Genomic DNA, 21453 nt, shown 5'->3' with positions numbered 1-21453 from the left:
TCATGTGGGGCATCGTTCCGGCCGCGGGCCGCGGCAGCCGTATCCAGCCGCTTGCCTTCTCGAAGGAATTGCTGCCGGTCGGCAGCCGGCATGACGACGGTACCGACCGTCCCTGCGCGGTCTCCGAATATCTGCTGGAGCGCCTCATCCTCGGCGGCGCGGACAAGATCTGCTTCGTGATCTCGGCCGGCAAGTCCGACATCCTCGAATATTTCGGCGACCATTACGGCAGCGCCGAGCTCGCCTATGTCGTGCAGCCCGAAGCCTCCGGCCTGTGCGACGCCGTGTTCAGGGCAAGCACCGTCGTCGGCCAGCATGAGGACGTCTTGGTCGGCCTGCCCGACACGGTCTGGTTTCCCAAGGCGGCCCTGCAATCCCTGCCCGAGGCAGACCTCTCGTTCCTGCTGTTCCCGGTCGAGCACCCCGAATTCTTCGATGCGGTGGTGCTAGACGGCGAGCAGGTGACGGAGATCCAGGTCAAGCAGCCGAATGCAGCCTCGCGCTGGATCTGGGGTGCTTTCAAGATGTCGGCGCACGGCTTCCGCCAGCTCCAGGCGCTGTGGCACGCACGCGAACGCCGCGACGAATATTTCGGGACGCTGGTCAATGCCTATCTTTCGGCCGGCGGCAACGGCATCGGCGTCAAGGCCGGCGAATCCTACGTCGATGTCGGCACCATCGACGGCTATCGCACGGCAATGGCCCTGCTCGCCGAGAGCGTCGAGGGCCGTTCCAAGTTGCGGACCCGCGCCTCATCGGACGGGGCTCGGCCGGTCTCAATGAATAACGGAGCGATTGCATGACCAGAGGCGCCCTCTCCCGTGAGGAAATCCGCCAGCGTGTCGATGCGCTGGGACCGTGGTTTCACAATCTCGACCTCAAGGGCGTGCCGACCGCGCCGTCGCACTTTCTCGGCGACTATCCCAATGTGAAGTGGCAGCGCTTTTCCGGCATCATCCCGGACCGGCTCGAAGGCAAGACCGTGCTCGACATCGGCTGCAATGCCGGCTTCTACGCCATGGAGATGAAGCGGCGCGGCGCCGAGCGCGTGCTCGGCCTCGACACCGACGAAGAATATCTAGCCCAGGCCCGCTTCGCGGCCGAGGTGAACGGGCTCAGGATCGAATTCCGCAAGATGTCGGCCTATGATGTCGGGCAGCTCCGCGAAAAGTTCGACCTCGTGATCTTCATGGGCGTGCTCTATCATCTGCGCCACCCGCTGCTGGCGCTGGACCTGATCCATGAGCACGTCGCCGGCGATCTCCTGCTGTTCCAGTCGATGCAGCGCGGCGACAGCCGCGTCGATCTGGTCGAGAAGAATTACGACTTCTGGACCACCGATCAGTTCGATTCCTCCGGCTACCCGAAGCTGCACTTCATCGAGCACAAATATGCCGACGACCCCACCAATTGGTGGGTGCCCAACCGCGCCTGCGTCGAAGCCATGCTGCGCAGCGCCGGCTTTGCCATCGCGGCCCATCCGGAGGAGGAAGTCTATCTGTGCAGGCGCACGGCGCGGCCGCAGGCTGACGGGCCGGTCTATCCGTCGCGGGAGGCGAGCCGATGATCGAGGCGGCCAAGATCTGGAACGAACCCAACAACAAGTCGCATTGGGACCTGCTGATCGACCCGGACTGGGCGATGTTCGCCAACCTGGCGCTCGCGGCGGGAAAGGCCATCCGCAGCGCGCATCCGACCCTGCCGCGCGTGCTCGGCGGCATCTCGCCCATCGACCCCTCCTTCATGCGCAGCATGCAGGCCCGCGGCGTGCTCGATCACGTCGACGCCGTCGCCGTGCACGGCTTTCCGCTCGACTGGAATTTATGGCAGATCGGAGAATGGCCGGCCAAGATCGATGAGATCAAGGCTGTTACCTCGCTCCCGGTCTGGGTAACCGAGGTCGGCGTCTCCTCCTTCGGCGCCGAGGAGGTGCAAGCCTGGGGCCTGTCGCGCACCGCCGACCTTCTGATCGGCCGCGCGCCGCGCATCCACTGGTACAGCCTCTATGATCTCCCTTCGGCCTGGGAGGCGACCACGCGGCACAAGGAGGCGGAGGGTTCCTCCTATTACCGGCATTTCCACATGGGCCTGCTGCGCGAGGATGGAACCCCGAAAGCCGCGGCCGAACTGTTCGGCCAATATGCCGCCGACATGGGCCTCTGCCAATGGTTTCATTTCGAGGACCATCGTCTCGATGACGCCGTGCGCTGGATGCGACGGTTCGGCGTAAGGCACTTGCGGACCGGCCTGTCATGGGCCGACAGCTTCCGTCCCAATGCGCTGGACTGGTTCGATCGCCAGATGGATGCGCTCGCCGAGTTCGAGGTCACCGTGACGTTCTGCTTCACGCCGGAACACCGCGGCCTCGAACCGCATCACACCAGCCCGCCGCTCGACGTGAACGAGTTCGCCGATTTCTGCGCGCAGATGGTCGAGCGCTATTGCACGAAGACCGGTCTCGCCTCCTCTAGTGGCGTCTCCCCGCCGATCAGGGAGCCGACATGCGTGCCCTGATCCTGGTGATGGATTCCGTCGGCATTGGCGCGGCGCCCGACGCTGCCAATTACGGCGACGAAGGTGCCGACACCATCGGCCACATTGCGGATGCATGCATGGCCGGGCGTGCCAATGGTCCGCAACGGGACGGCCCGTTGCGCCTGCCCAATCTCGTGGCGCTCGGCCTCGGCGAGGCCTGTCGCCTCTCCACAGGCCGGATCCCCCCCGGACTCGACGGCCGGCTTCAAGATGCGCGCCATGGATGCGCCAGCGAGATATCGAGGGGCAAGGACACGCCATCCGGCCATTGGGAGATCGCCGGCGTGCCTGTCGCGTTCGACTGGGGCTATTTTCCAAAGATCCAGCCCTGCTTCCCGCGCGATCTCGTAACAAAGCTGTGCGAACAAGCCGGACTGCCCGGCATCCTCGGCAATTGCCACGCCTCCGGGACCGACATCATCGCCGAATTCGGCGAGCGCCACATGCGCAGCGGCGAGCCGATCTGCTACACCTCGGCCGACAGCGTGTTCCAGATCGCGGCGCACGAGGAGACGTTCGGGCTCGCGCGGCTCTACGAGGTTTGCACGGTCGCGAGGCGGCTGGTCGATCCCCTCAACATCGGCCGCGTCATTGCGCGTCCGTTCGTCGGAACGGACGCGGATAATTTCAAGCGCAGCTCGCACCGGCGCGATTTCTCGGTTCCGCCGCCCGAGCGAACCATCCTCGACCTTGCAGAAACGGCCGGCCGCGACATCGTGACGATCGGCAAGATCGACGACATCTTCGCCCATCGCGGCACCGGGCGAAACCTGCGCGGCGACGGCAATGCGGCGCTTTTCGATGCCACGCTCGATGGACTGAGAGGCCTTGCAGAAGGCGGGCTTTTGTTCGCGAACTTCATCGATTTCGACACGCTCTACGGCCACCGCCGTGACGTCGCCGGCTACGCTGCGGCGCTCGAAGCTTTCGATGCCCGCCTCCCCGAACTGCTGAGCCGGCTGCGAAGCGACGATCTCCTCATCATCACCGCCGATCATGGCTGTGATCCGACTTGGAGCGGCACCGATCACACGCGCGAGCAGGTCCCGATCCTGGCGTGGACCGCGCGGTCAACGGCTCCGATCGGCCGACGTGCCGGCTTTGCCGACATCGGTGCGACCGTTGCAAGACATCTCGACCTGCCGGCGCCGCTTCATGGCGCGCATTTCTAGCCGGGATTCTAGCCGGGATTCACTTGGGTTATTGATCCAGGTTAGAGAAATTTTCGTTTGTAGGTTTTGCAGGAACGAACATTCCTTGCACCGCTTCTAACTCCCAGACGTGACTGGCGCGCAGGTCGCCCGACCAAGCAAAGCGCGCTTCAACTCTCATCATCGGCCGGTCCGACGGATCGGTCCCATGCGGCACGGAGCGGTGAATGACGCGAGTATTGATCACCGGAGGCGCGGGATTCATCGGTTCGCATACGGCCGACGTGCTGCTTGCGGCCGGCTACGATGTCCGCCTTCTCGACAATCTCTCTCCGCAAGTCCATGGCGGCAACCGTCAGCGGCCTGCCTATCTCGCGGACGATGCCGAGCTCGTGGTCGGCGACGTCACGGATAGCTTCGCGGTCGAACAGGCCTTGCGCGGCGCCGACATGGTCCTGCATCTCGCCTCCGCCGTCGGCGTCGGCCAGAGCATGTACGACATCGAGCCCTATGTCAGGACGAACGAGCTCGGCACCGCCGTGCTGCTGCAGGCATTGGCCAAGCGACCGGTCGCACGGCTGGTGGTGGCGTCCTCGATGAGCATCTACGGCGAGGGCCTGTATCGTGATGCCACTGGAAGCGTCGTCGCCTGCGATGAACGACCGATCGAGCAGCTTCGCAAGGGCGAGTGGGAATTGCGGGATCATGCAGGGCATGCGCTCGATCCCGTGCCCACCCCTGAGACCAAGCAGCCGTCGCTGAGCTCGATCTACGCGCTGAACAAATACGCGCAGGAGCGGATGTGCCTGATCACGGGCAAGGCCTACGGCATTCCGACGCTCGGCTTGCGCTTCTTCAACGTGTTCGGTCCGCGGCAAGCGCTGTCGAATCCCTATACCGGGGTGCTGGCCATCTTCGCCGCGCGGTTGCTCAATGGCCGGCCGCCGCTCGTCTTCGAAGACGGCCTGCAGCGGCGCGACTTCGTCCACGTGCACGATGTCGCCCGCGCCTGCCGCATGGCGCTCGAATCCGACCACGCCCAGGACGTCTTCAACGTCGGCTCGGGCCAGAGCCGCACCATTCTGTCGGTAGCCGAGGATCTGGCGGAGGTGATGGGACGGTGCGAGATCGCTGCCGAAATCACGCGGAAATACCGTGCCGGCGACATCCGGCACTGCTTTGCCGATATCGGCAAATCACGCGACCTGCTCGGCTTCGAGCCGCATGTCGCGTTCAAGGACGGGCTTGAAGAGCTCGCCGGGTACCTCGCCGACCAGATCGCCGACGATCAGGCGGAGCGGGCGACCCGTGAGCTGCTGCAACGAGGGTTGGTCGCGTGATGAGTGAACAAGACAACAGACCTGTCCTGGTCACCGGCGGCTGCGGCTTCATCGGCTGCAATCTCGCCGACCGTCTGGCCGAGCGCGGCGACCGTGTGCTGGTGCTGGACAATCTCGCCCGCGCCGGCGTGCGCGAGAACGCGCAATGGCTGAAATCCCGGCATGGCGACCGCGTCGCGATCACGGTGGCCGATATCCGCGACCCCATTCCGGTGATCGACGCCGTGCGCGAGGCACGCGCCGTGCTGCACCTCGCTGCCCAGGTCGCCGTCACCGACAGCGTCAGCGATCCCTCGGCCGATTTCGAGATCAACGCCCGTGGCACGCTGAATGTGCTGGAAGCCGTCCGCCTGCACAACGCCTCGGCCCCGGTGATCTTCGCCTCGACCAACAAGGTTTACGGACGCCTGATCGAGGACAGCGAGATCGCGCTCGCCGGACGCCGCTACACGCCGGTCAATGATCTGCTCGCTGGCGGCATCTCGGAGAACGCCCCGCTCGATTTCTACAGCCCCTATGGTTGCTCCAAGGGCACCGCCGATCAATACGTCCACGATTATGCCCGGGTTTTCGGGCTGCAGACCGTGGTGGTGCGCATGAGCTGCATCTACGGGCCGCGGCAATTCGGCACCGAGGACCAGGGCTGGATCGCACACTTCCTGCTCAGCGCCATAAGCGGCAATCCGCTGACGATCTATGGCGACGGCAAGCAGGTCCGCGACGCGCTGCACGTGTCGGACGCGGTGAGCGCCTGGCTCGCGGCGCTCGACCACATCGCGCTGGCGCGCGGGCGCGTCTTCAATCTCGGCGGCGGTCCGGGGAATGCCGTCAGCCTGCTCGAGTTGATCGACCGCATCACCGAGCTGACGGGCCGCAAGGTCAGCTATCGCTTTGCGGACTGGCGACCGGGCGATCAGCCCTGGTACGTGACCGACACGCGGGCGCTCGCCACCGCGCTCGGCTGGACGCCGCAAATGCCGCTCGCCGACGGCCTGCGCTCACTCCACACCTGGCTCGACGGACGCTTCGGATCACAGGCCAGAAGCGAGGCCCTGGCATGACGCGGGTCGCCCTCATCAATCCGAACTGGGATTTTTCGGGCAGCATCTATTTCGGCTGCCGCTCGCCTCACCTGCCGCTCGAGCTCGGCATCTCCCAGCACTATCTAAAGGCGGCCGGCCACGACACGTTGCTGCTCGATGCGCATATGTTCGATCTCTCCCTCGCTGAGATCGAGGCCGAGCTGCGCGCCTTTGATCCCGACCAGATCGTCTTCACCACCGCACCGACCTATCTGTTCTGGCGCTGCGCGCCGCCCGAGCTGCGCGTGCCGCAGCAGCTCGCCATCGCGGTGCGGGATCTTGCGCCGACCCTGATCGCGGTCGGCCCGCATGGTTCGACCACGCCGAAGACCGCGCTGAAGAAGCTCGGCGTCGATATCGTCGTGATGGGCGAGTGCGAGGCGTCCCTGCTGCGTCTCGCCAATGGCGAACGAGACTTCCCCGGCCTGTGTTTCGCCGACGGTGCTTCGCTCCGGGTCAATGGCGGGCCCCAGGCGGTCGCGTTCAGCGATCAGCCCGCGCTCGACTGGCCGGAGGATATGATCCGGCGTCACCATCACCATCATCACCGCTTCGAGGCCGCGCCGACCGCACCGGGCGCCGAGGTGGAGGCCTCGCGCGGTTGCCCCTACAACTGCACGTTCTGCGCCAAGGAGAATTTCCGCAACGCCTATCGCAAGCGGCCGCCTGCCGTGATTCTCGACGAGATCGATCGTCTGCGCCGCCACGGCATCGAATACGTCTACTTTATCGACGAGATCTTTCTTCCCAATCGCGAGCTTTTGGAAGGCTTGGCGATGCGCGGGCTGAAGTTCGGCGTGCAGACACGGATCGACCTCTGGAAGCCCGACATGCTCGCCCTGCTCGGGCGCGCCGGCTGCGTCTCGATCGAAGCCGGCATCGAGAGCCTCACCGTGGAAGGGCGCGCAGCCCTCGCCAAGAACTGCAAGATGACGACGGATCAGCTCGCCGACCGGCTGGTCGAAGCCCGCCGCCACGTCCCCTTCGTGCAGGCCAACCTGATCGAGGTGCCCGAGGACGACGATCCCGTGGTGCAGCGCTGGCGCCGCACGATGCAGGATGCAGGCGTCTGGGCCAACGATCCCGTGCCGCTCTACCCCTATCCCGGCTCTCCCGACTACCGCAAGCTCTGGGGCGAGCCCGACGATGTCGCCTGGGAGCGCGCACACCGGCACTATCTCGCGATGTTCGACCAGTTCAGCGACGTGCAGAACGATCGCCCGGTCCCGCTCGACAGCCTCGAACTCCAGGTGGCCTCATGAACCGTGGCGCCGACATCAGGATCATGATGACGACTGACACGGTTGGCGGCGTGTGGACCTATTCCTGCGCGCTTGCCACGAGTCTCGCTGCGTCCGGTGCCGACGTCACGCTGGTGACGCTGGGCCCGCGGGCACGGGTCGATCAGCGTCAGATGCTGCGTGAGACCAGCGTGCACCTGGTCGACACGGACCTCGCACTCGAATGGCAGGACCCGGAGGGCCAAAACGTTTCCGACGCAAGGCGCGTGCTTGCAAACCTGGAAGCCAGGTTGACGCCCGACGTTGTGCATCTCAACAGCTTTCGCGAGGCGACCTTTGCATGGCAGGCCCCGACCGTGCTGGTGGCGCATTCCTGCGTGAACTCCTGGGCCTTGGCCTGCCGCGATACGGCCTGGCTTGGCGAGCCCAGATGGCGCCGCTACAGCGAGCGGGTTGCCGCAGCGCTCGACACGGCGCAGGCCTGGGTCTGTCCGAGCCGGGCCTTCCACGACGACATCACGGCGATCTACCAGTCGCGATCGCGCGGCGCGGTGATCTGGAACGGAATTTCGCCACGCGCCCCGTCTGGGCGAAAGCAGAACCTGATTTTCGCGGCAGGACGGCTGTGGGACCGAGCCAAGAACATCGAAGCGCTCGCCGGCGCCGCGCCTGGGCTGGATTGGCCGGTCGAGGTGGCCGGTCCTATCGAAGCACGCCTGCCAGCGGATATCACCTGGCTCGGAGAGCTGCCGCACGCGGCGCTGGAGACGCGCCTGCAGCATGCAGCGATCTTCGTCAGCCCCGCACTCTATGAACCGTTCGGTCTCTCGGTGCTGGAAGCCGCCGCCGCCGGCTGCGCGCTGGTCCTCTCTGACATCCCGACCTTCAGGGAATTGTGGCGCAGCGCCGCCTTGTTCGTCGATCCCTCCGACAGCGAGGCGCTGCACCGGGCTCTGGCAGATCTTTGCGCTGACGAGATGGGCCGCGCAAAGCTGCAGCGGGCCGCCTATGAGCAATCCCTGACCTATTCGCTGACGCGCATGACGAGCGCTTATCTCGGTCTCTACCAGGATCTGATCGCATCGCGCAGGACGAGCGCCGCGGCCAGCCAAATCGAGGTGCGCGCATGAAATGCGTCCTGTTCTATCATGCCTTCACCTCCTGCTGGAACAACGGCAACGCGCATTTCCTGCGCGGCTATGCGCGCGAGCTCCATGCGCTCGGGCACGAGGTCGTCGTGTTCGAACCCATCGACGGCTGGAGCCGGCTGAACGCGATCCGCGAAGGCGGCAGCCACGCCATGGGTGACATTCCGGCGCTCTTTTCGGGCATCGACATCCGCCGCTACGATTCCGGCCTCGATCTCGATCGGGCGCTTGATGGCGCCGGTCTCGTCCTCGTGCATGAATGGAATTCGCCCGATCTGATCGCGCAAATCGGGCGCAGGCGGGCGCAAGGTGCGTCCTTCACCCTGCTGTTCCACGACACCCATCACCGCGCGGTCAGCGCGCCCGACGAGCTTGCGCAGTTCGATCTCGACGGATTCGACGGCGTGCTCGCCTTCGGCGAGGTGCTGCGGCAGATCTATTTGAAGCTCGGCTGGGCCGACCGGGTCTTCACCTGGCACGAGGCCGCCGATGTCGCGCTGTATCATCCGCTGCCGCAGGTCGAGCGGACCGACGATCTGGTCTGGATCGGCAATTGGGGCGACGGCGAGCGCAGCGCCGAGCTGAACGAGTTCCTGGTCCAGCCCGTGGCGGAGCTGAAGCTCCGCGCGAGCGTCCATGGCGTTCGCTACTCGGACGACGCACTCCACACCATCAGGAGCGCAGGCATCCGTTATGGCGGCTGGCTGCCCGCGCATTGGGCTCCCGTCGCCTTCGCGGGCGCGCGCGCGACCATCCATGTGCCGCGCGGGCCTTACGTCGCCCTGCTGCCGGGCATCCCGACCATCCGCGTCTTCGAGGCGCTGGCCTGCGGCATTCCCCTGGTTTCGGCACCCTGGTCGGATGAGGAAGGCCTGTTCCCCGAGGGCGCTTATCTCAGCGTTGGCGATGGCCAACAGATGAAGCATGCGCTTCGGTCCGTCATCGACGATCCGGAATTCTCTGCCGCGATGGTGGAGAACGGCCTGAAGGTCATCAGGGATCGTCATACCTGCCGCCACCGCGCCGAGCAGCTCATTGACATCGTCACCGACCTCAGGGATTCCAGCCGTTCGGCACGGCCTCAGCACGACATCGGAGCCGTCGCATGAAGATCTGCTTCTTCGGATCCAGCCTCGTCTCGTCCTACTGGAATGGCGCTGCCACCTACTACCGTGGCATGCTGAAGGAGATCGCGGCGCTGGGCCATGAGGTCACCTTCTACGAGCCCGACGCCTTCGACCGCCAGTCGCATCGCGACATCGACGAGCCGGATTGGGCCAGGGTGGTGGTCTATCCCGCGACCGCCGACGGCTGGCGCCGCTCGCTCGACACAGCCGCACAATCGGCCGACATGCTGGTCAAGGCCAGCGGCGTCGGCGTCTTTGATCTCGAGCTGGAGAACGCCGTCGCCGCGCTGCCCTCGCGGCTGACGCGGATCTATTGGGACGTCGATGCTCCCGCCACGCTCGAGGCGATGGAAAGCGATCCGCAGCATCATCTGCGTCGCGCGATCCCATACTACGACATGGTCCTGACCTATGGCGGCGGCGAACCCGTCGTCTCCGCGTATCGATCAGTGGGCGCGCGGGACTGCGTGCCGATCTACAACGCACTCGATCCCTCCACGCATTTTCCGTCACCGCCCAATCCGCGCTTTGCCTGCGATCTCAGCCTGCTGGCGAACCGCCTGCCCGACCGCGAGACGCGCGTCGAGCATTTCTTCCTCGACGTTGCACGCCATCTGCCCGAAAAGTCCTTCGTGCTCGGCGGCTCCGGCTGGGACGACAAGGACGCCTCCGCCAATCTGCGCAAGGTCGGCCATGTCGGTACCGCCGATCACAACGCGTTCTTCGGCTCCGCGCTCGCCACGCTCAACGTCAATCGCGACAGCATGGCGCGCTATGGCTTCTCACCGCCGACGCGGGTGTTCGAAGCAATCGGCGCCGGCGCGTGCCTGATCACCGACGAGTGGGCCGGCATCGATCATTTCCTCGAACCCGGCCGCGAGGTGCTGGTGGCCGCCGACGGAGCCGAGGTGGCCGAGCACCTCACCGCGCTCGATCCCGAGCGGGCCCGGTCGATCGCCCGCCGCGCCCGCGCACGCATCCTCAGCCAGCACACTTACCGGCAGCGCGCCCGCCAGTTCAACGATCTCTTCGTCGCCCACAGCTCCCGAATCGAGGCAGCAGAATGAACCTCTCCATCGTCGTCATCGGTCTTTCGGTCACTTCGTCCTGGGGCAACGGTCATGCCACGACCTACCGCGCCCTGATCGAAGCGCTGGCGCGACGAGGTCACCGCGTCACGTTCCTGGAGCGGGACGTGCCCTGGTATCGGGATCACCGCGACCTGACCAAGCCCTCTGCCTGGACTGTCGAATTGTACCAATCTTCGAAAGATGTTCCGCGCCAGTTCGGCAAGCTGATCCGCGATGCCGATCTGGTGATCATCGGCTCTTATGTTCCTGACGGGATCGCGCTCGCCGAATGGGCCACGACGCACGCGAGGGGCATCACCGCGTTCTACGACATTGACACGCCGGTCACTCTGGCGCGGCTGGAGCAAGGCCTCGCCTATCTCTCGGCGGCCATGATCCCGCGCTTCGATCTCTATCTGTCGTTCACCGGCGGACCGGTGCCCGGCATGATCGAGCAGAGCTACGGCAGTCCGCTCGCGCGTGTGCTTTACTGCAGCGCAGACGCGGAGATCTACGCGCCGAAGCAGGCACCGCCGAAATGGGCGCTCGGCTATCTCGGGACCTACAGCGAGGACCGGCAGCCCGTTCTCGAGGAGCTGCTGCTGGCACCGGCGCGCACGCTGCCGTCGGATCAATTCGTCGTCGCCGGTGCCCAATATCCGGACATTATCGCCTGGCCCGCCAACGTTACGCGGATCGAGCACCTCTCGCCGAAGCAGCACCCGGAGTTCTACGCGGCGCAGCGTTTCACGCTGAACGCCACCCGCGCCGACATGAAGGCGCTGGGCTTCTCCCCGAGCGTCCGGCTGTTCGAGGCGGCGGCCTGCGGCACGCCCGTGATCTCGGACCGCTGGCCGGGGATCGAGACGATCTTCGCGCCCTCGAAGGAAATCCTGCTGGCAGCCAGCCCGCGCGAGGTCGTCGAGATCCTGCGCGACATGCCGGAAGAGCAACGGCGCACGATCGCACACAACGCGCGGCGGCGGGTTCTCGCCGATCACACGCCCGACCATCGCGCACGGCAGCTCGAGACCTATTACGCCGAGGCAGCCGCGCGGCGCCGCCGCAAGACGGCGCCGCTCCCCGTCGTTCGCCCCATGCAGGTCGCCCAACTCTGAAAGGCCACGTCATGACGCTCCAGACCCGCATCCACGCATCCCGCCGCTCGCCGACGGTCCTGGTCGCCGGCGGCGCCGGCTTCATCGGATCGCATCTCTGCGACGCGCTCCTGCAACGCGGCAGCATGGTGATCTGCCTGGACAATTTGTTCACGGGAACCACCGACAACATCCGGCCCCTGCTCAACCATCCGAACTTCCGCTTCATCGAGCATGACGTACGCGATTCCATCGAGATCGAGGGCGAGATCGACCGGATCTACAGCCTCGCCTGCCCGGCCTCGCCCCGCCATTATCAAGTCGATCCGGTCGGAACGATGAAGACCTGCGTGCTCGGCTCGATCAACCTGCTCGAACTGGCGCGGCAGAAGGGCTCCCGGATTCTTCAGGCCTCCACCAGCGAGGTCTACGGCGACCCGGAGGTGCATCCGCAGCCGGAATCCTATCTCGGCAACGTCAATCCGGTCGGGCCGCGGGCCTGTTACGACGAAGGCAAGCGGGCCGCGGAGACGCTGATGTTCGACTATCGGCGGATGCACGGGACGGAGATCAAGGTCGCGCGCATCTTCAACACCTACGGCCCGCGCATGCTCGAGAATGACGGCCGCGTCGTGTCCAACTTCATCGTGCAGGCGCTGCGTGGCGAGCCGATCACGATCTACGGCCAGGGCACGCAAACCCGCAGCTTCTGCTTCGTTGACGATCTCGTGCGGGGGCTTCAGCTCCTGATGGAGAGCCCCGCCTCGGTCAGCGGTCCGTGCAATCTCGGCAATCCGCACGAGGTCACGATCGAGGCCATCGCCCGTGAGGTGCTGGCATGCACCGAATCCGCGTCCCCGCTGCGCTTCGAGCCCCTGCCGAAGGACGATCCCAGGCGGCGCAAGCCCGTGATCGATGCCGCCGAGAAGATTCTGGGATGGCGTCCGAGGGTGGCATTGAAGGACGGCCTTCAAGCGACCATTGCCTATTTTGCGCTCCGTCTCGCCGGGGAATCGCCCACGCTCGTGCCGGCCATCGCCACGCGCAGGACACGCCCTCCAGCACGCGGCCGCCTGACGATGTCCGAGCAACCGTGAAGGTCATTGCTTGGCAGGCTCGCCCGGTGAACCGCTCGCGCAATGAACCTAGAACGTCCCGGCCACAGTGACGCGGAACGTCAGCGGCTCCACCGGATGCAGCACGTAGTCCATGACGCCGTTCTGACAAACGGCCGCCGGCGCGGTACCCGATGTGCAGAGATTGTAGAGCGTGTCGGTCTTCAACAGCGAGCCATAGGCATAGGTGATCTGGTTCGCCTTGCTGTTGAAGAGGTTGAGCACGTCGAACTGGATGCGCCAGCCGTTCTCGCTGCGGTAGCCGAGCCGCGCGTTGACGAGGCCGGTCGGCCGCGAGCGGAACGCATTGTCCTCGGTCAACGGGCTCGCGCCGATGTAGCGCCAGCGCGCGCTGCCGAACCAGCCGGTCTTCTCGCCAAGCGTTATTCCGGCCGATGCCACCATCGCCGGGGCGTTGGGAATGTAGTTGCCGGGCGCATTGCCGATCTGCGCCTCGGGATAGCCGGCGAGCGAGGCATGGACCGCGGCCTGCTCGTCGTCACGGCCCCGGAAGCGCGCATGCGTCATTGCGAGATCTGCGTCGATGTCGATCCAGGACCGCGGCCGGTAATGATTGGTCCACTCGAAGCCGTAGCGGCGGCTGGCGCGGGTTGCCGAGGTATCACCGGCATCGCCGGAGAACAGGATCTCAGAATCCTGGTCCAGGAGGAAGAGGCTCAGAGAGCTGTCGAGGCCGGGAACGATCCTGCTGCGAACCCCGACCTCCCCGCCTCTGGTGCGCACCAGGAGCGGCGACGCCGTGACCCTTGTCGCGGGATCGGTGGGATTCTCCGTCGTGGTCGCACCGCGGGCATCGTTCGAGTGCATGCCGTAGCCGGCGCCGAGGAAGAATTCCGTATGATTGAACGGACCAAGCACCATCCTGAATTTCGGGCTGCCGAGCGCGGCATCGGCGCGACCGGAATTTGCGGCGTTGAACAGAGAGGTGACGTCGGCGGCGTAATAATCGCCCCGCCAGCCCAACGTCGTCCTGAGCCAGTCGGTCCAGCGCACCGTGTTCTCGGCAAAGACCCCGACGCTGCCCTCGCCGACCTTGTCGCTGCGGATATTGCCGATGAAGCCGCGCCGGAACGTATTGGTGAGCGCGAGGTCGATCGCATCATAACGCGATTGCAGACCGAAGGTGGTCTGCATCGGCAGGCCGGCAAAGGAGCCGTTCAGCGTGCGCGAGACATTGGCGCCCGCCATCAAGCGGTCGTCGTGCTGGTGGAACTGGTCGCCGAGCACGGGATCGTCGAGGAAGTAAGTGAAATTATTGAAGAGGTCGAGCTGGCTCTTCACCAGATAGGCGTTGGCTTTCCATGAACCGACGTCGTCGGTCTGCGCGATGCGCCCGGACAGCGCAAAGCGGTTGGCGTGGCCACCGTCGCTCGGATCTTCCGAACCATACCGGCCGATCAGGCCGCTGGTGATGGCGCGCTGCGGCACCTGGTCGGTCGCATTCCATTTGTTGACGTAGGCCATGCCGGTGAGCGACATGCCGTCGGTCGCGGTGCCCTGGCTGTAGCGCACGAGGCCGTTGAGCTTTCGCACGTTGTCCGGATTGTCCCACGGGCCGTCGTACGTACCGATCTCGCCGGCCACCAGCAGCGAACCGTCGCCAACTTTCGCGGAATCCATGCCGAGCAGACGGCGGTAACCGAAGCTGCCGGCGCTCACCTGCGCCAGCCGCCTTGTGCTGTCGATCAGGCCGATGTGAACGCTTCCGACCGAGGCGAAGTCGCCTTCGTCGGCGAAGTAAGGTCCCTTGCGCACGTCCATTGCGGCGATGGTTTCAGGGATCAGCCAGTTGAGATCGGCATAGCCCTGGCCATGCGCGTGGGTGCGCATGTTGACGGGGACGCCGTCGACGATGATCGCCAGATCGGTGCCGTGGTCGAGATTGTACCCACGCAGGAAATACTGGTTGGCTTTGCCCTCGCCGGAATGCTGCGTCACGATCAGACCGGGCACGGCTTCGAGCGCCTCGCCCGGCCGTGTGAAAGGGCGTGCGTTGATCTCATCGCCGGAGACGGTGATCTCGCTGGCCATGCCGGCCGCGGCCCTTGCACCCGAGCCGGCACTGCGCGGATCCGACGCCTGCGCCGTCGCGGAAGACACGAAGATGCGGCGGCCGGCCGCGGGCGATCTGGCGGCACGGCGCGATGCGGCCGTCATCTTGCGCCCGGGCGCGACGCCGCCACTGACCTCGACCGGCGGCAGTTCGCGTGAGGTGTCATTGCTCTGTGCAAGGGCGCGGCCGTCATCCGCGAGCAACGCCAAGACCGAGAGTGCCGTCAAAGCGCCGCCGTGACGACCGTGCTCAGGCCGCCTCGGTCGCATCGGTGCATTCCAAAACTTTCGTGCCGGCGTGGCGAGGCTCGTTCCCGAACATGCGGCGATAGAGCACGACCGAGACGAGCCATGCGACCGCAAACAGCGCGATCACGACAAAGCCGACATTGGCAAGCGACTCGTTGAGGTCCTCGACCAGCACCCATGCGCCGCCGGAGAGACCGAGCCGCTCGCCGATCAGGCCGAGCGCTTCGATCCCGCCGATGAACAGTGCAACCGCGACGGAGGCGCCGGTGATCGTGAGATTGTACCAGAGCTTGCGCAAGGGATCGACGAAGGCCCAGCGATAGGCGCTCACCATCAGCGCGGAATCGGCAGTGTCGACCAGCGCCATGCCTGCAGCGAACAGCGCGGGGAAAACCAGCACATCGGCGAGCGAGGCACCGCGCGCGGCTTCGCTGGCGGAAATGCTGAGCAGGCTGATCTCCGTCGCGGTGTCGAAGCCGAGGCCGAACAGGAAGCCGAGCGGGTACATGTGCCAGGGCTTCGTCACCAGACGGAACATGGGGCCGAGCAGCCGGGCCAGAATACCGCGGCTGGCAAGCAGCGCATCGAGCTGCGCAGCATCGTGAACGCCCTGCTCCCGCGCCGCGCGAAACGTCCGCCACAGGCCGACGAAAATGACGAGGTTGATCGCGGCAACCGCAAGCAGGAACAGCGCCGAGACTGAGGTGCCGATGAGACCGCCGACCTCCTTGAGCAGGCTGTCGCCGCCAAGGCTCACGACGCCCAGTGCCAGCAGCATGGTCGCCACCACGACGACGGTGGAATGGCCGAGCGCGAAATAGAGGCCGACGCTGCGCGGCGTCTCGCCGCCGTGCATCAGCTTGCGCACGACGTTGTCGATCGCGGCAATGTGGTCGGCATCGACGGCGTGACGCAGGCCGAACACCCAGGCCAGCAAGGCGGTCGCCATCACCGTCGGCCGCTCGCCGAACAGCGTGAAGGCCCAGGCCCATGCCGCGATGTTGGCGGCGACGAGCCCGCCGAGCAGCGCCGCCGTTCCGGGCTCGACCGCCCGCAAAGTCCGCATCGCTGCTCGTTCCATTCGCTCGCCCTTACAGTATGACGTTTATCAAAATTTCTCATACTGGCAAGAGCAAGAGCCGGACCAGTTTCGGTCTGCCCCCTGACGAGCCGACGGAATGCGAGCCAAATGGCGGGCCTGATGGAGGAATTCCGCGTCAGCGGGATCACCGCGCCGATGCGGGATGGGCGCTCGCATTGGCAAGCAGATATCCAGTTTGACGCCGAAGTTGACGGTCGTCAGGGGGAGCTAGACCCACGCAACTGGAACCCATTGCTGTGAAGCCGCTCACATCCGATTCGACGATCCCGATGTATTCATCGTGCCGGGTGGAGATGGCAGACGGAGACGCGCATGAAACTCCTCATGCTCTCGCTAATCGCAGCCATGCTTCTCGCCGGTGCGGCCAATAGCGTGTTCAGGCCGCAGGCAGTACCTCATTTCGGTCAGCCCGGCATGGCGTCCATTCAAAACATGCAGACGGGCCAAGCCGACAAGCTTCCCGAGCAGGAGCTGCAGGACCGCTCCGTCTTGTTTGCGAAAGAGCCGCGGTAGGCCGGCAGGTCCGCTTTATTCGGCCGCTGCGGTCGCGGGTTGCCGCTGCCCGTCGTTCGGTCCCGTTCGCGCCATCTGCTCGTCGAGCCAGAGGCTGTGGTGCTCGCGCGCCCAGTTGACGTCGACTTCGCCCGAGCCCATGGCCGCGAACGCACCTTCCATGCCGATGGTGCCGATATAGATGTGCCCGATCATCGCCGCGACGAACAGGACCGCCACAATGGAGTGGACGATCTGGGCCATCTGCATGCTTTCGATACCCGTGCCGTAGAACGGGAACATCAGCGCATAGCCGCTCGCCGCGACGAGCCCGCCACCGATCACGACGATCCAGTAGATCATCTTCTGGCCCCCATTGAAGCGATTGGCCGGCGGATGGTCATGCCCGATCAGGCCGCCACCCCGCTTGGCCCATTCGATATCCACCTTATTGGGGATATTGCCGCCGATCCACATCAGGAAGATCAGCACGACCCCCAGCGTGAACGGGAAACTCAGATAATTGTGGGCGTATTTGGCCCATTGCGACCATTCGGAAAAGGCCTCGAAACCGATCAGCGGCAATAGCAGTTGCCGGCCAAAGGTGACGTTGAGGCCGGAGATCGCCAGGATGATGAAGCAGGTTGCCGTCATCCAGTGCACGAAACGTTCGAAACCGTTGAAGCGCACGATGGTGCGGCCCGAGCGGCCGCTTTCCAGCCGAACCATGCCGCGGGTGAGATAGAAGATCATGATCAGGGCGATCATGCCGATGATGGCAACGCCGCCGATCCAGGGCAGCGTCACCATGCGGAATTCCCGCCATTCCCGCCCCTGCGGCTGCTCGAGAACGCCGGACCGCTGATCCGGAATGCTGACACGCCCTTGAATCCGGTTCAGCTCCTGCAGAAGCTGCTGTTCCTTGACCGAGCTTGCAGTCGGATTGACCTGCTGAGCACTCGCAGGCGCCGCCATCGCCAAGAGAAGCAGCGTGCAAACGCCGAACGCCAGGCGAATGAACCTTCCAAATGACGCCATCACGTCCTCCCCGGTATTTGCGCGCCCTTCTGTTGCCACCTCAGGACTCGATCGCCTCGCGATAAGCGGTCTTCCAGCCCCATGCACCCGAGCCATAGCCGCGCTTCATGACGCGCTCCTTGTAGATCTGTGCGATGATCTCGCCGTCGCCCGCCAGCAACGACTTGGTCGAGCACATCTCAGCGCACAGCGGCAGCTTGCCTTCGGCCAGCCGGTTCGCACCGTACTTCGCATATTCCTCCTTGCTGCCGTCGGCCTCAGGGCCGCCGGCGCAATAGGTGCACTTGTCCATCTTGCCCCGCGAGCCGAAGTTTCCGACCTTTGGATATTGCGGCGCGCCGAACGGACAGGCGTAGAAGCAATAGCCGCAGCCGATGCAGAGGTCCTTGGAGTGCAGCACCACGGCATCGGCCGTGGTGTAGAAGCAGTTCACCGGACAGACCGCCGCGCAGGGCGCGTCCGTGCAGTGCATGCAGGCCATCGAGATCGAGCGCTCACCCGGCTTGCCGTCGTTGATCGTGACGACACGCCGCCGGTTGATGCCCCAGGGCACCTCGTGCTCGTTCTTGCAGGCGGTGACGCAGGCGTTGCACTCGATGCAGCGATCAGCGTCGCAGAGAAACTTCATCCGAGCCATGTGCGTGCTCCTCTCAGGCTGCGACGATCTGACAAAGCGTGACCTTCGGCTCCTGCATGCCGGTTGCAGGATCGTAGCCGTAGCTCGTGATCGTGTTGGCGCTCTCGCCCAGCACGATCGGATCGGTGCCGGCAGGATAGTTCTTGCGCAGGTCGTTACCGCCGAGCCAGCCGCCGAAATGGAACGGCATCCAGGCGACGCCCTTGCCGACGCGTTCGGTCACCATCGCCTTCATCTTGGCCCGCGAGTTGTTCTCAGCGCCGCTCACCCAGACCCAGCCGCCGTCCTTGATGCCGCGATCGGCGGCATCAGCCGGGCTGATCTCGATGAACATGTCCTGTTGCAATTCGGCGAGCCACGGATTGGTGCGGGTTTCCTCGCCGCCGCCTTCGTATTCGACGAGACGTCCGGAGGAGAGGATCAACGGGAACTGCTTGGCGATCCCCTTCTCCACCGCCGCCTTCTGCACCGAGAAGCCGATGTTGGGCAGACGGAACTGCTTGGCATCGGGCAAGGTCGGATACTTCTCGACGAGGTCGACGCGCGGCGTGTAGATCGGCTCGCGGTGCACCGGGATCGGATCCGGCAGACCGAACGCATTCATGCGCGCCTTGCCGTTGCCGAACGGCACGCAGCCATGCTTCAGCGCGACGCGCTGGATGCCGCCGGAGAGGTCGAGCGCCCAGGACACCGCATCCGGATTGGCCGGGTTGACCCGCTGGATCGTCGCCATCTCGGCCTCGGTGAGATCCGCGTCCCAACCGAGCTTCTTCAGGCTCGCCAACGTGAACTCGGGATAGCCGTCCTCGATCTCCGAGCCCTTGGAGAACGACTTGTCGGCGAGCAGGCTGACCTTGCGCGTCGTGCCGTCGGGCAGCTTCTCCTCGCGCTCGATGCCGAAGCGCGGACGGAATGCGCCGCCGCCGTCCATGACGTGCAGATTGTTGTTGTAGAGCAGCGGCGAGCCGGGATGCTTCACCTCGGGCGAGCCCCAGCACGGCCAAGGCAGGCCATAATAATCGCCGCCGACTTCCGGATCGTCCTTGGGGGCGCGCATCGTCACCAGGTCGAACTTGTGCTGGTTCTTCATATGCGCCTTGATGCGCTCCGGCGACTGGCCGCAATAACCGGTCGACCAGCTTCCACGGTTGATCTCGCGCAGCACGTCCTCGGGGACCGGAAGGTTGTTCTCGACCTTGATGTTCTTGAACATCTTGTCGGCGAAGCCGAACTTCTTCGCCAGCAGATAGATGATCTCGAGGTCGTCCTTGGATTCGAAGATCGGCTTGACGATCTGCTCGCCCCATTGCATCGAGCGGTTGGAGGCGACGCGCGATCCCGCGCATTCGAACTGCGTCGCCACGGGCAGGATATAGACGCCGTCCTTGCGCCCGGCCTCGACCGCCAGAGACGCCCAGGTAGTCGGGTGCGGATCGGCGATCACCAGCAGCTCCAGCGCCTTCAGGCCCTTCAGCGATTCGGGAATGCGCGTGATGCTGTTGCTGGCGTGGCCTTGCACGAACACGGCCTTGACGTTGTCCTTCTGTGCGACGTCGGCCTTCGGCAACAGCGCGGCATCGAACCAGCGCGTCAGCGGGATGCCTGGCGTCTCCATCTGCTTCTTCTCGTCGAAGCGCGAGACGAGATAGTCGTAGTCGACCTCCCAGACCCGGGACCAGTGCTTCCAGGCACCCTCCGCGAGGCCGTAATAGAACGGCAACGTCACGATATCGAGGCCGACATCGGTCGCGCCCTGCACGTTGTCATGGCCGCGCAGGATGTTGGCGCCGGCCCCGGCCTTGCCGACGTTACCCGTCATCAGCAGCGCGATGCAGCTCGCCCGCACGTTGGCGGTGCCGACCGTGTGCTGGGTCTGGCCCATGCACCAGATGATGGTCGCGGGCTTGACCGTCGCGAACGTCTTGGCGACGCGCTCGAGCTGCGCGGCGGGCACACCGGTGACGCGCTCGACCTCCTGCGGATTCCATTTCTCGACCTCCTTGCGCAGGTCGTCGAAGCCGTAGACGCGCTGGGCGATGAATTCCTTGTCCTCCCAGCCGTTCTTCAGGATGTGCCACATCATGCCGTAGAGCACGGGAATGTCGGTGCCGGGACGGATGCGGACATATTCGGTGGCATGTGCCGCGGTGCGGGTCAGGCGCGGATCGAAGACGATGAAATTCGCCTTGTTGAGCTCCTTGGATTCGAGCAGGTGCTGCATGCTGACCGGATGCGCTTCCGCCGCGTTGCTGCCGATAAACAGCATCGTCTTGGAGTTGCGCATGTCGTTGATGCTGTTCGTCATCGCGCCGTAGCCCCAGGTATTGGCGACGCCGGTGACGGTGGTGGAGTGGCAGATCCGCGCCTGGTGATCGGTGTTGTTGGTGCCCCAGAACGCGCCCAACTTGCGGAACAGGTAGGCTCCTTCGTTGGTCATCTTGGCCGAGCCGAGCCAATAGACCGAATCGCTGCCCGACTTCTCGCGAACCTGCAGCAGCTTGTCGCCGATCTCGTTCACCGCCGTGTCCCACGACACCCGCGTCCACTGCCCGTTCACCAGCTTCATCGGATAGCGCAGGCGGCGATCGCTGTGCACGAGCTCGCGCACCGAAGCGCCCTTGGCGCAATGCGAGCCACGGTTGATCGGCGAATCCCAGCTCGGTTCCTGCCCGATCCAGACTCCGTTGAGGACTTCCGCCGTCACCGTGCAGCCCACGGCACAATGCGTGCAGATGCTCTTCTTGACGGTGGCGCCGGCCGCGAGCGGGCCGGCGGCGGCCGCCTCCGCCTTTCGCACGGTGCCGACCGGCATGGCCCCGAGCGCGGCGAGCGCGCCGCCGGCGAGGCCCGATTTGCGCAGGAATGTGCGGCGATCAAGTCCCCCGCCCTGCCCCGCGAGGGATTCGGCGACGGAGCCGCGGCGATCGGAACGCTGGTGTGTTCGCTTGATAAGCAC

The 21453-nt window shown here is 65.1% G+C and carries 19 protein-coding genes; 14 read left to right on the top strand and 5 right to left on the bottom strand.

Translation table 11 applies throughout. The features are described from left to right. Positions 1-2: 2 nt before the first annotated feature. The 12 genes from I6F17_RS31410 (at position 3) to I6F17_RS31355 (ending at position 12888) form a co-directional block, all read left to right on the top strand. The gene (locus I6F17_RS31410; RefSeq protein WP_225127812.1) at positions 3-803 is read left to right on the top strand and encodes a sugar phosphate nucleotidyltransferase; all 801 of its coding nucleotides are present in this window, start codon (positions 3-5) and stop codon (positions 801-803) included. Continuing rightward, positions 800-1567, top strand: a complete 768-nt coding sequence (locus I6F17_RS31405; RefSeq protein ID WP_225127810.1) for a TIGR04290 family methyltransferase — start codon at positions 800-802, stop codon at positions 1565-1567. The genes I6F17_RS31410 and I6F17_RS31405 overlap by 4 nt, the downstream gene beginning before the upstream one ends. After that, entirely contained in the window at positions 1564-2514 is a 951-nt protein-coding gene (locus I6F17_RS31400) for a beta-xylosidase (protein ID WP_225127800.1), read from the top strand. Before I6F17_RS31405 ends, I6F17_RS31400 begins: the two co-directional genes overlap by 4 nt. After that, positions 2502-3707 (top strand): phosphopentomutase, encoded by a 1206-nt coding sequence (locus I6F17_RS31395; protein WP_225127798.1) that lies wholly within the window; start codon positions 2502-2504, stop codon positions 3705-3707. The genes I6F17_RS31400 and I6F17_RS31395 overlap by 13 nt, the downstream gene beginning before the upstream one ends. 206 nt (positions 3708-3913) lie before the next feature. After that, entirely contained in the window at positions 3914-5026 is a 1113-nt protein-coding gene (locus tag I6F17_RS31390; RefSeq protein WP_225127796.1) for an NAD-dependent epimerase/dehydratase family protein, read from the top strand. Then, on the top strand, positions 5026-6087 hold the full coding sequence (locus tag I6F17_RS31385; RefSeq protein ID WP_225127794.1) for an SDR family NAD(P)-dependent oxidoreductase: 1062 nt from the start codon (positions 5026-5028) through the stop codon (positions 6085-6087). Before I6F17_RS31390 ends, I6F17_RS31385 begins: the two co-directional genes overlap by 1 nt. Then, entirely contained in the window at positions 6084-7370 is a 1287-nt protein-coding gene (locus tag I6F17_RS31380; protein WP_225127792.1) for a TIGR04295 family B12-binding domain-containing radical SAM protein, read from the top strand. Before I6F17_RS31385 ends, I6F17_RS31380 begins: the two co-directional genes overlap by 4 nt. Beyond that, positions 7367-8479: a glycosyltransferase family 4 protein gene (locus I6F17_RS31375; protein ID WP_225127790.1), complete on the top strand. Its 1113-nt coding sequence runs from the start codon at positions 7367-7369 to the stop codon at positions 8477-8479. Before I6F17_RS31380 ends, I6F17_RS31375 begins: the two co-directional genes overlap by 4 nt. Further along, the gene (locus I6F17_RS31370) at positions 8476-9606 is read left to right on the top strand and encodes a glycosyltransferase (RefSeq protein WP_225127788.1); all 1131 of its coding nucleotides are present in this window, start codon (positions 8476-8478) and stop codon (positions 9604-9606) included. Before I6F17_RS31375 ends, I6F17_RS31370 begins: the two co-directional genes overlap by 4 nt. Continuing rightward, positions 9603-10691: a glycosyltransferase gene (locus I6F17_RS31365; RefSeq protein WP_225127787.1), complete on the top strand. Its 1089-nt coding sequence runs from the start codon at positions 9603-9605 to the stop codon at positions 10689-10691. Before I6F17_RS31370 ends, I6F17_RS31365 begins: the two co-directional genes overlap by 4 nt. After that, positions 10688-11812 carry a glycosyltransferase gene (locus I6F17_RS31360; RefSeq protein ID WP_036034787.1) on the top strand — a complete coding sequence of 375 codons (1125 nt, stop codon included), beginning with the start codon at positions 10688-10690 and terminating at the stop codon, positions 11810-11812. The genes I6F17_RS31365 and I6F17_RS31360 overlap by 4 nt, the downstream gene beginning before the upstream one ends. A gap of 11 nt (positions 11813-11823) precedes the next feature. After that, positions 11824-12888: a UDP-glucuronic acid decarboxylase family protein gene (locus I6F17_RS31355; RefSeq protein WP_036034790.1), complete on the top strand. Its 1065-nt coding sequence runs from the start codon at positions 11824-11826 to the stop codon at positions 12886-12888. 48 nt (positions 12889-12936) lie between these two features. Here I6F17_RS31355 and I6F17_RS31350 read toward each other — a convergent pair whose 3' ends face one another. Both I6F17_RS31350 and I6F17_RS31345 read right to left on the bottom strand, forming a co-directional pair. Continuing rightward, a complete protein-coding gene (locus I6F17_RS31350; RefSeq protein WP_225127784.1) occupies positions 12937-15249 on the bottom strand; it encodes a TonB-dependent receptor in 2313 nt (770 codons plus the stop codon). Continuing rightward, positions 15230-16294 (bottom strand): HoxN/HupN/NixA family nickel/cobalt transporter, encoded by a 1065-nt coding sequence (locus I6F17_RS31345; RefSeq protein WP_225127782.1) that lies wholly within the window; start codon positions 16292-16294, stop codon positions 15230-15232. Before I6F17_RS31345 ends, I6F17_RS31350 begins: the two co-directional genes overlap by 20 nt. A 123-nt stretch (positions 16295-16417) precedes the next feature. Between I6F17_RS31345 and I6F17_RS31340 the strand changes: the two genes are divergently transcribed. After that, positions 16418-16570, top strand: a complete 153-nt coding sequence (locus tag I6F17_RS31340) for a hypothetical protein (protein WP_156447252.1) — start codon at positions 16418-16420, stop codon at positions 16568-16570. Positions 16571-16642: 72 nt separating this feature from the next. Beyond that, entirely contained in the window at positions 16643-16843 is a 201-nt protein-coding gene (locus I6F17_RS31335; protein WP_036034798.1) for a hypothetical protein, read from the top strand. Between the two features lie 15 nt (positions 16844-16858). Here the strand turns inward: I6F17_RS31335 and I6F17_RS31330 are convergent, their stop codons facing one another. From I6F17_RS31330 to I6F17_RS31320, 3 genes are read right to left on the bottom strand one after another with little or no spacing between them, the layout of a single operon-like run. After that, positions 16859-17860 (bottom strand): formate dehydrogenase subunit gamma, encoded by a 1002-nt coding sequence (locus I6F17_RS31330; protein ID WP_036034896.1) that lies wholly within the window; start codon positions 17858-17860, stop codon positions 16859-16861. A gap of 40 nt (positions 17861-17900) precedes the next feature. Continuing rightward, on the bottom strand, positions 17901-18497 hold the full coding sequence (fdh3B, locus tag I6F17_RS31325) for a formate dehydrogenase FDH3 subunit beta (protein WP_036005105.1): 597 nt from the start codon (positions 18495-18497) through the stop codon (positions 17901-17903). Between the two features lie 13 nt (positions 18498-18510). Next, on the bottom strand, positions 18511-21453 hold the full coding sequence (locus I6F17_RS31320) for a formate dehydrogenase subunit alpha (RefSeq protein WP_036034800.1): 2943 nt from the start codon (positions 21451-21453) through the stop codon (positions 18511-18513).

Source organism: Bradyrhizobium sp. NBAIM18 (assembly GCF_020193825.1).
GTDB lineage: Bacteria > Pseudomonadota > Alphaproteobacteria > Rhizobiales > Xanthobacteraceae > Bradyrhizobium > Bradyrhizobium yuanmingense.
The sequence above is the reverse complement of the archived record's forward strand: the minus strand, read 5'-3'. Positions and strand labels throughout refer to the sequence as shown.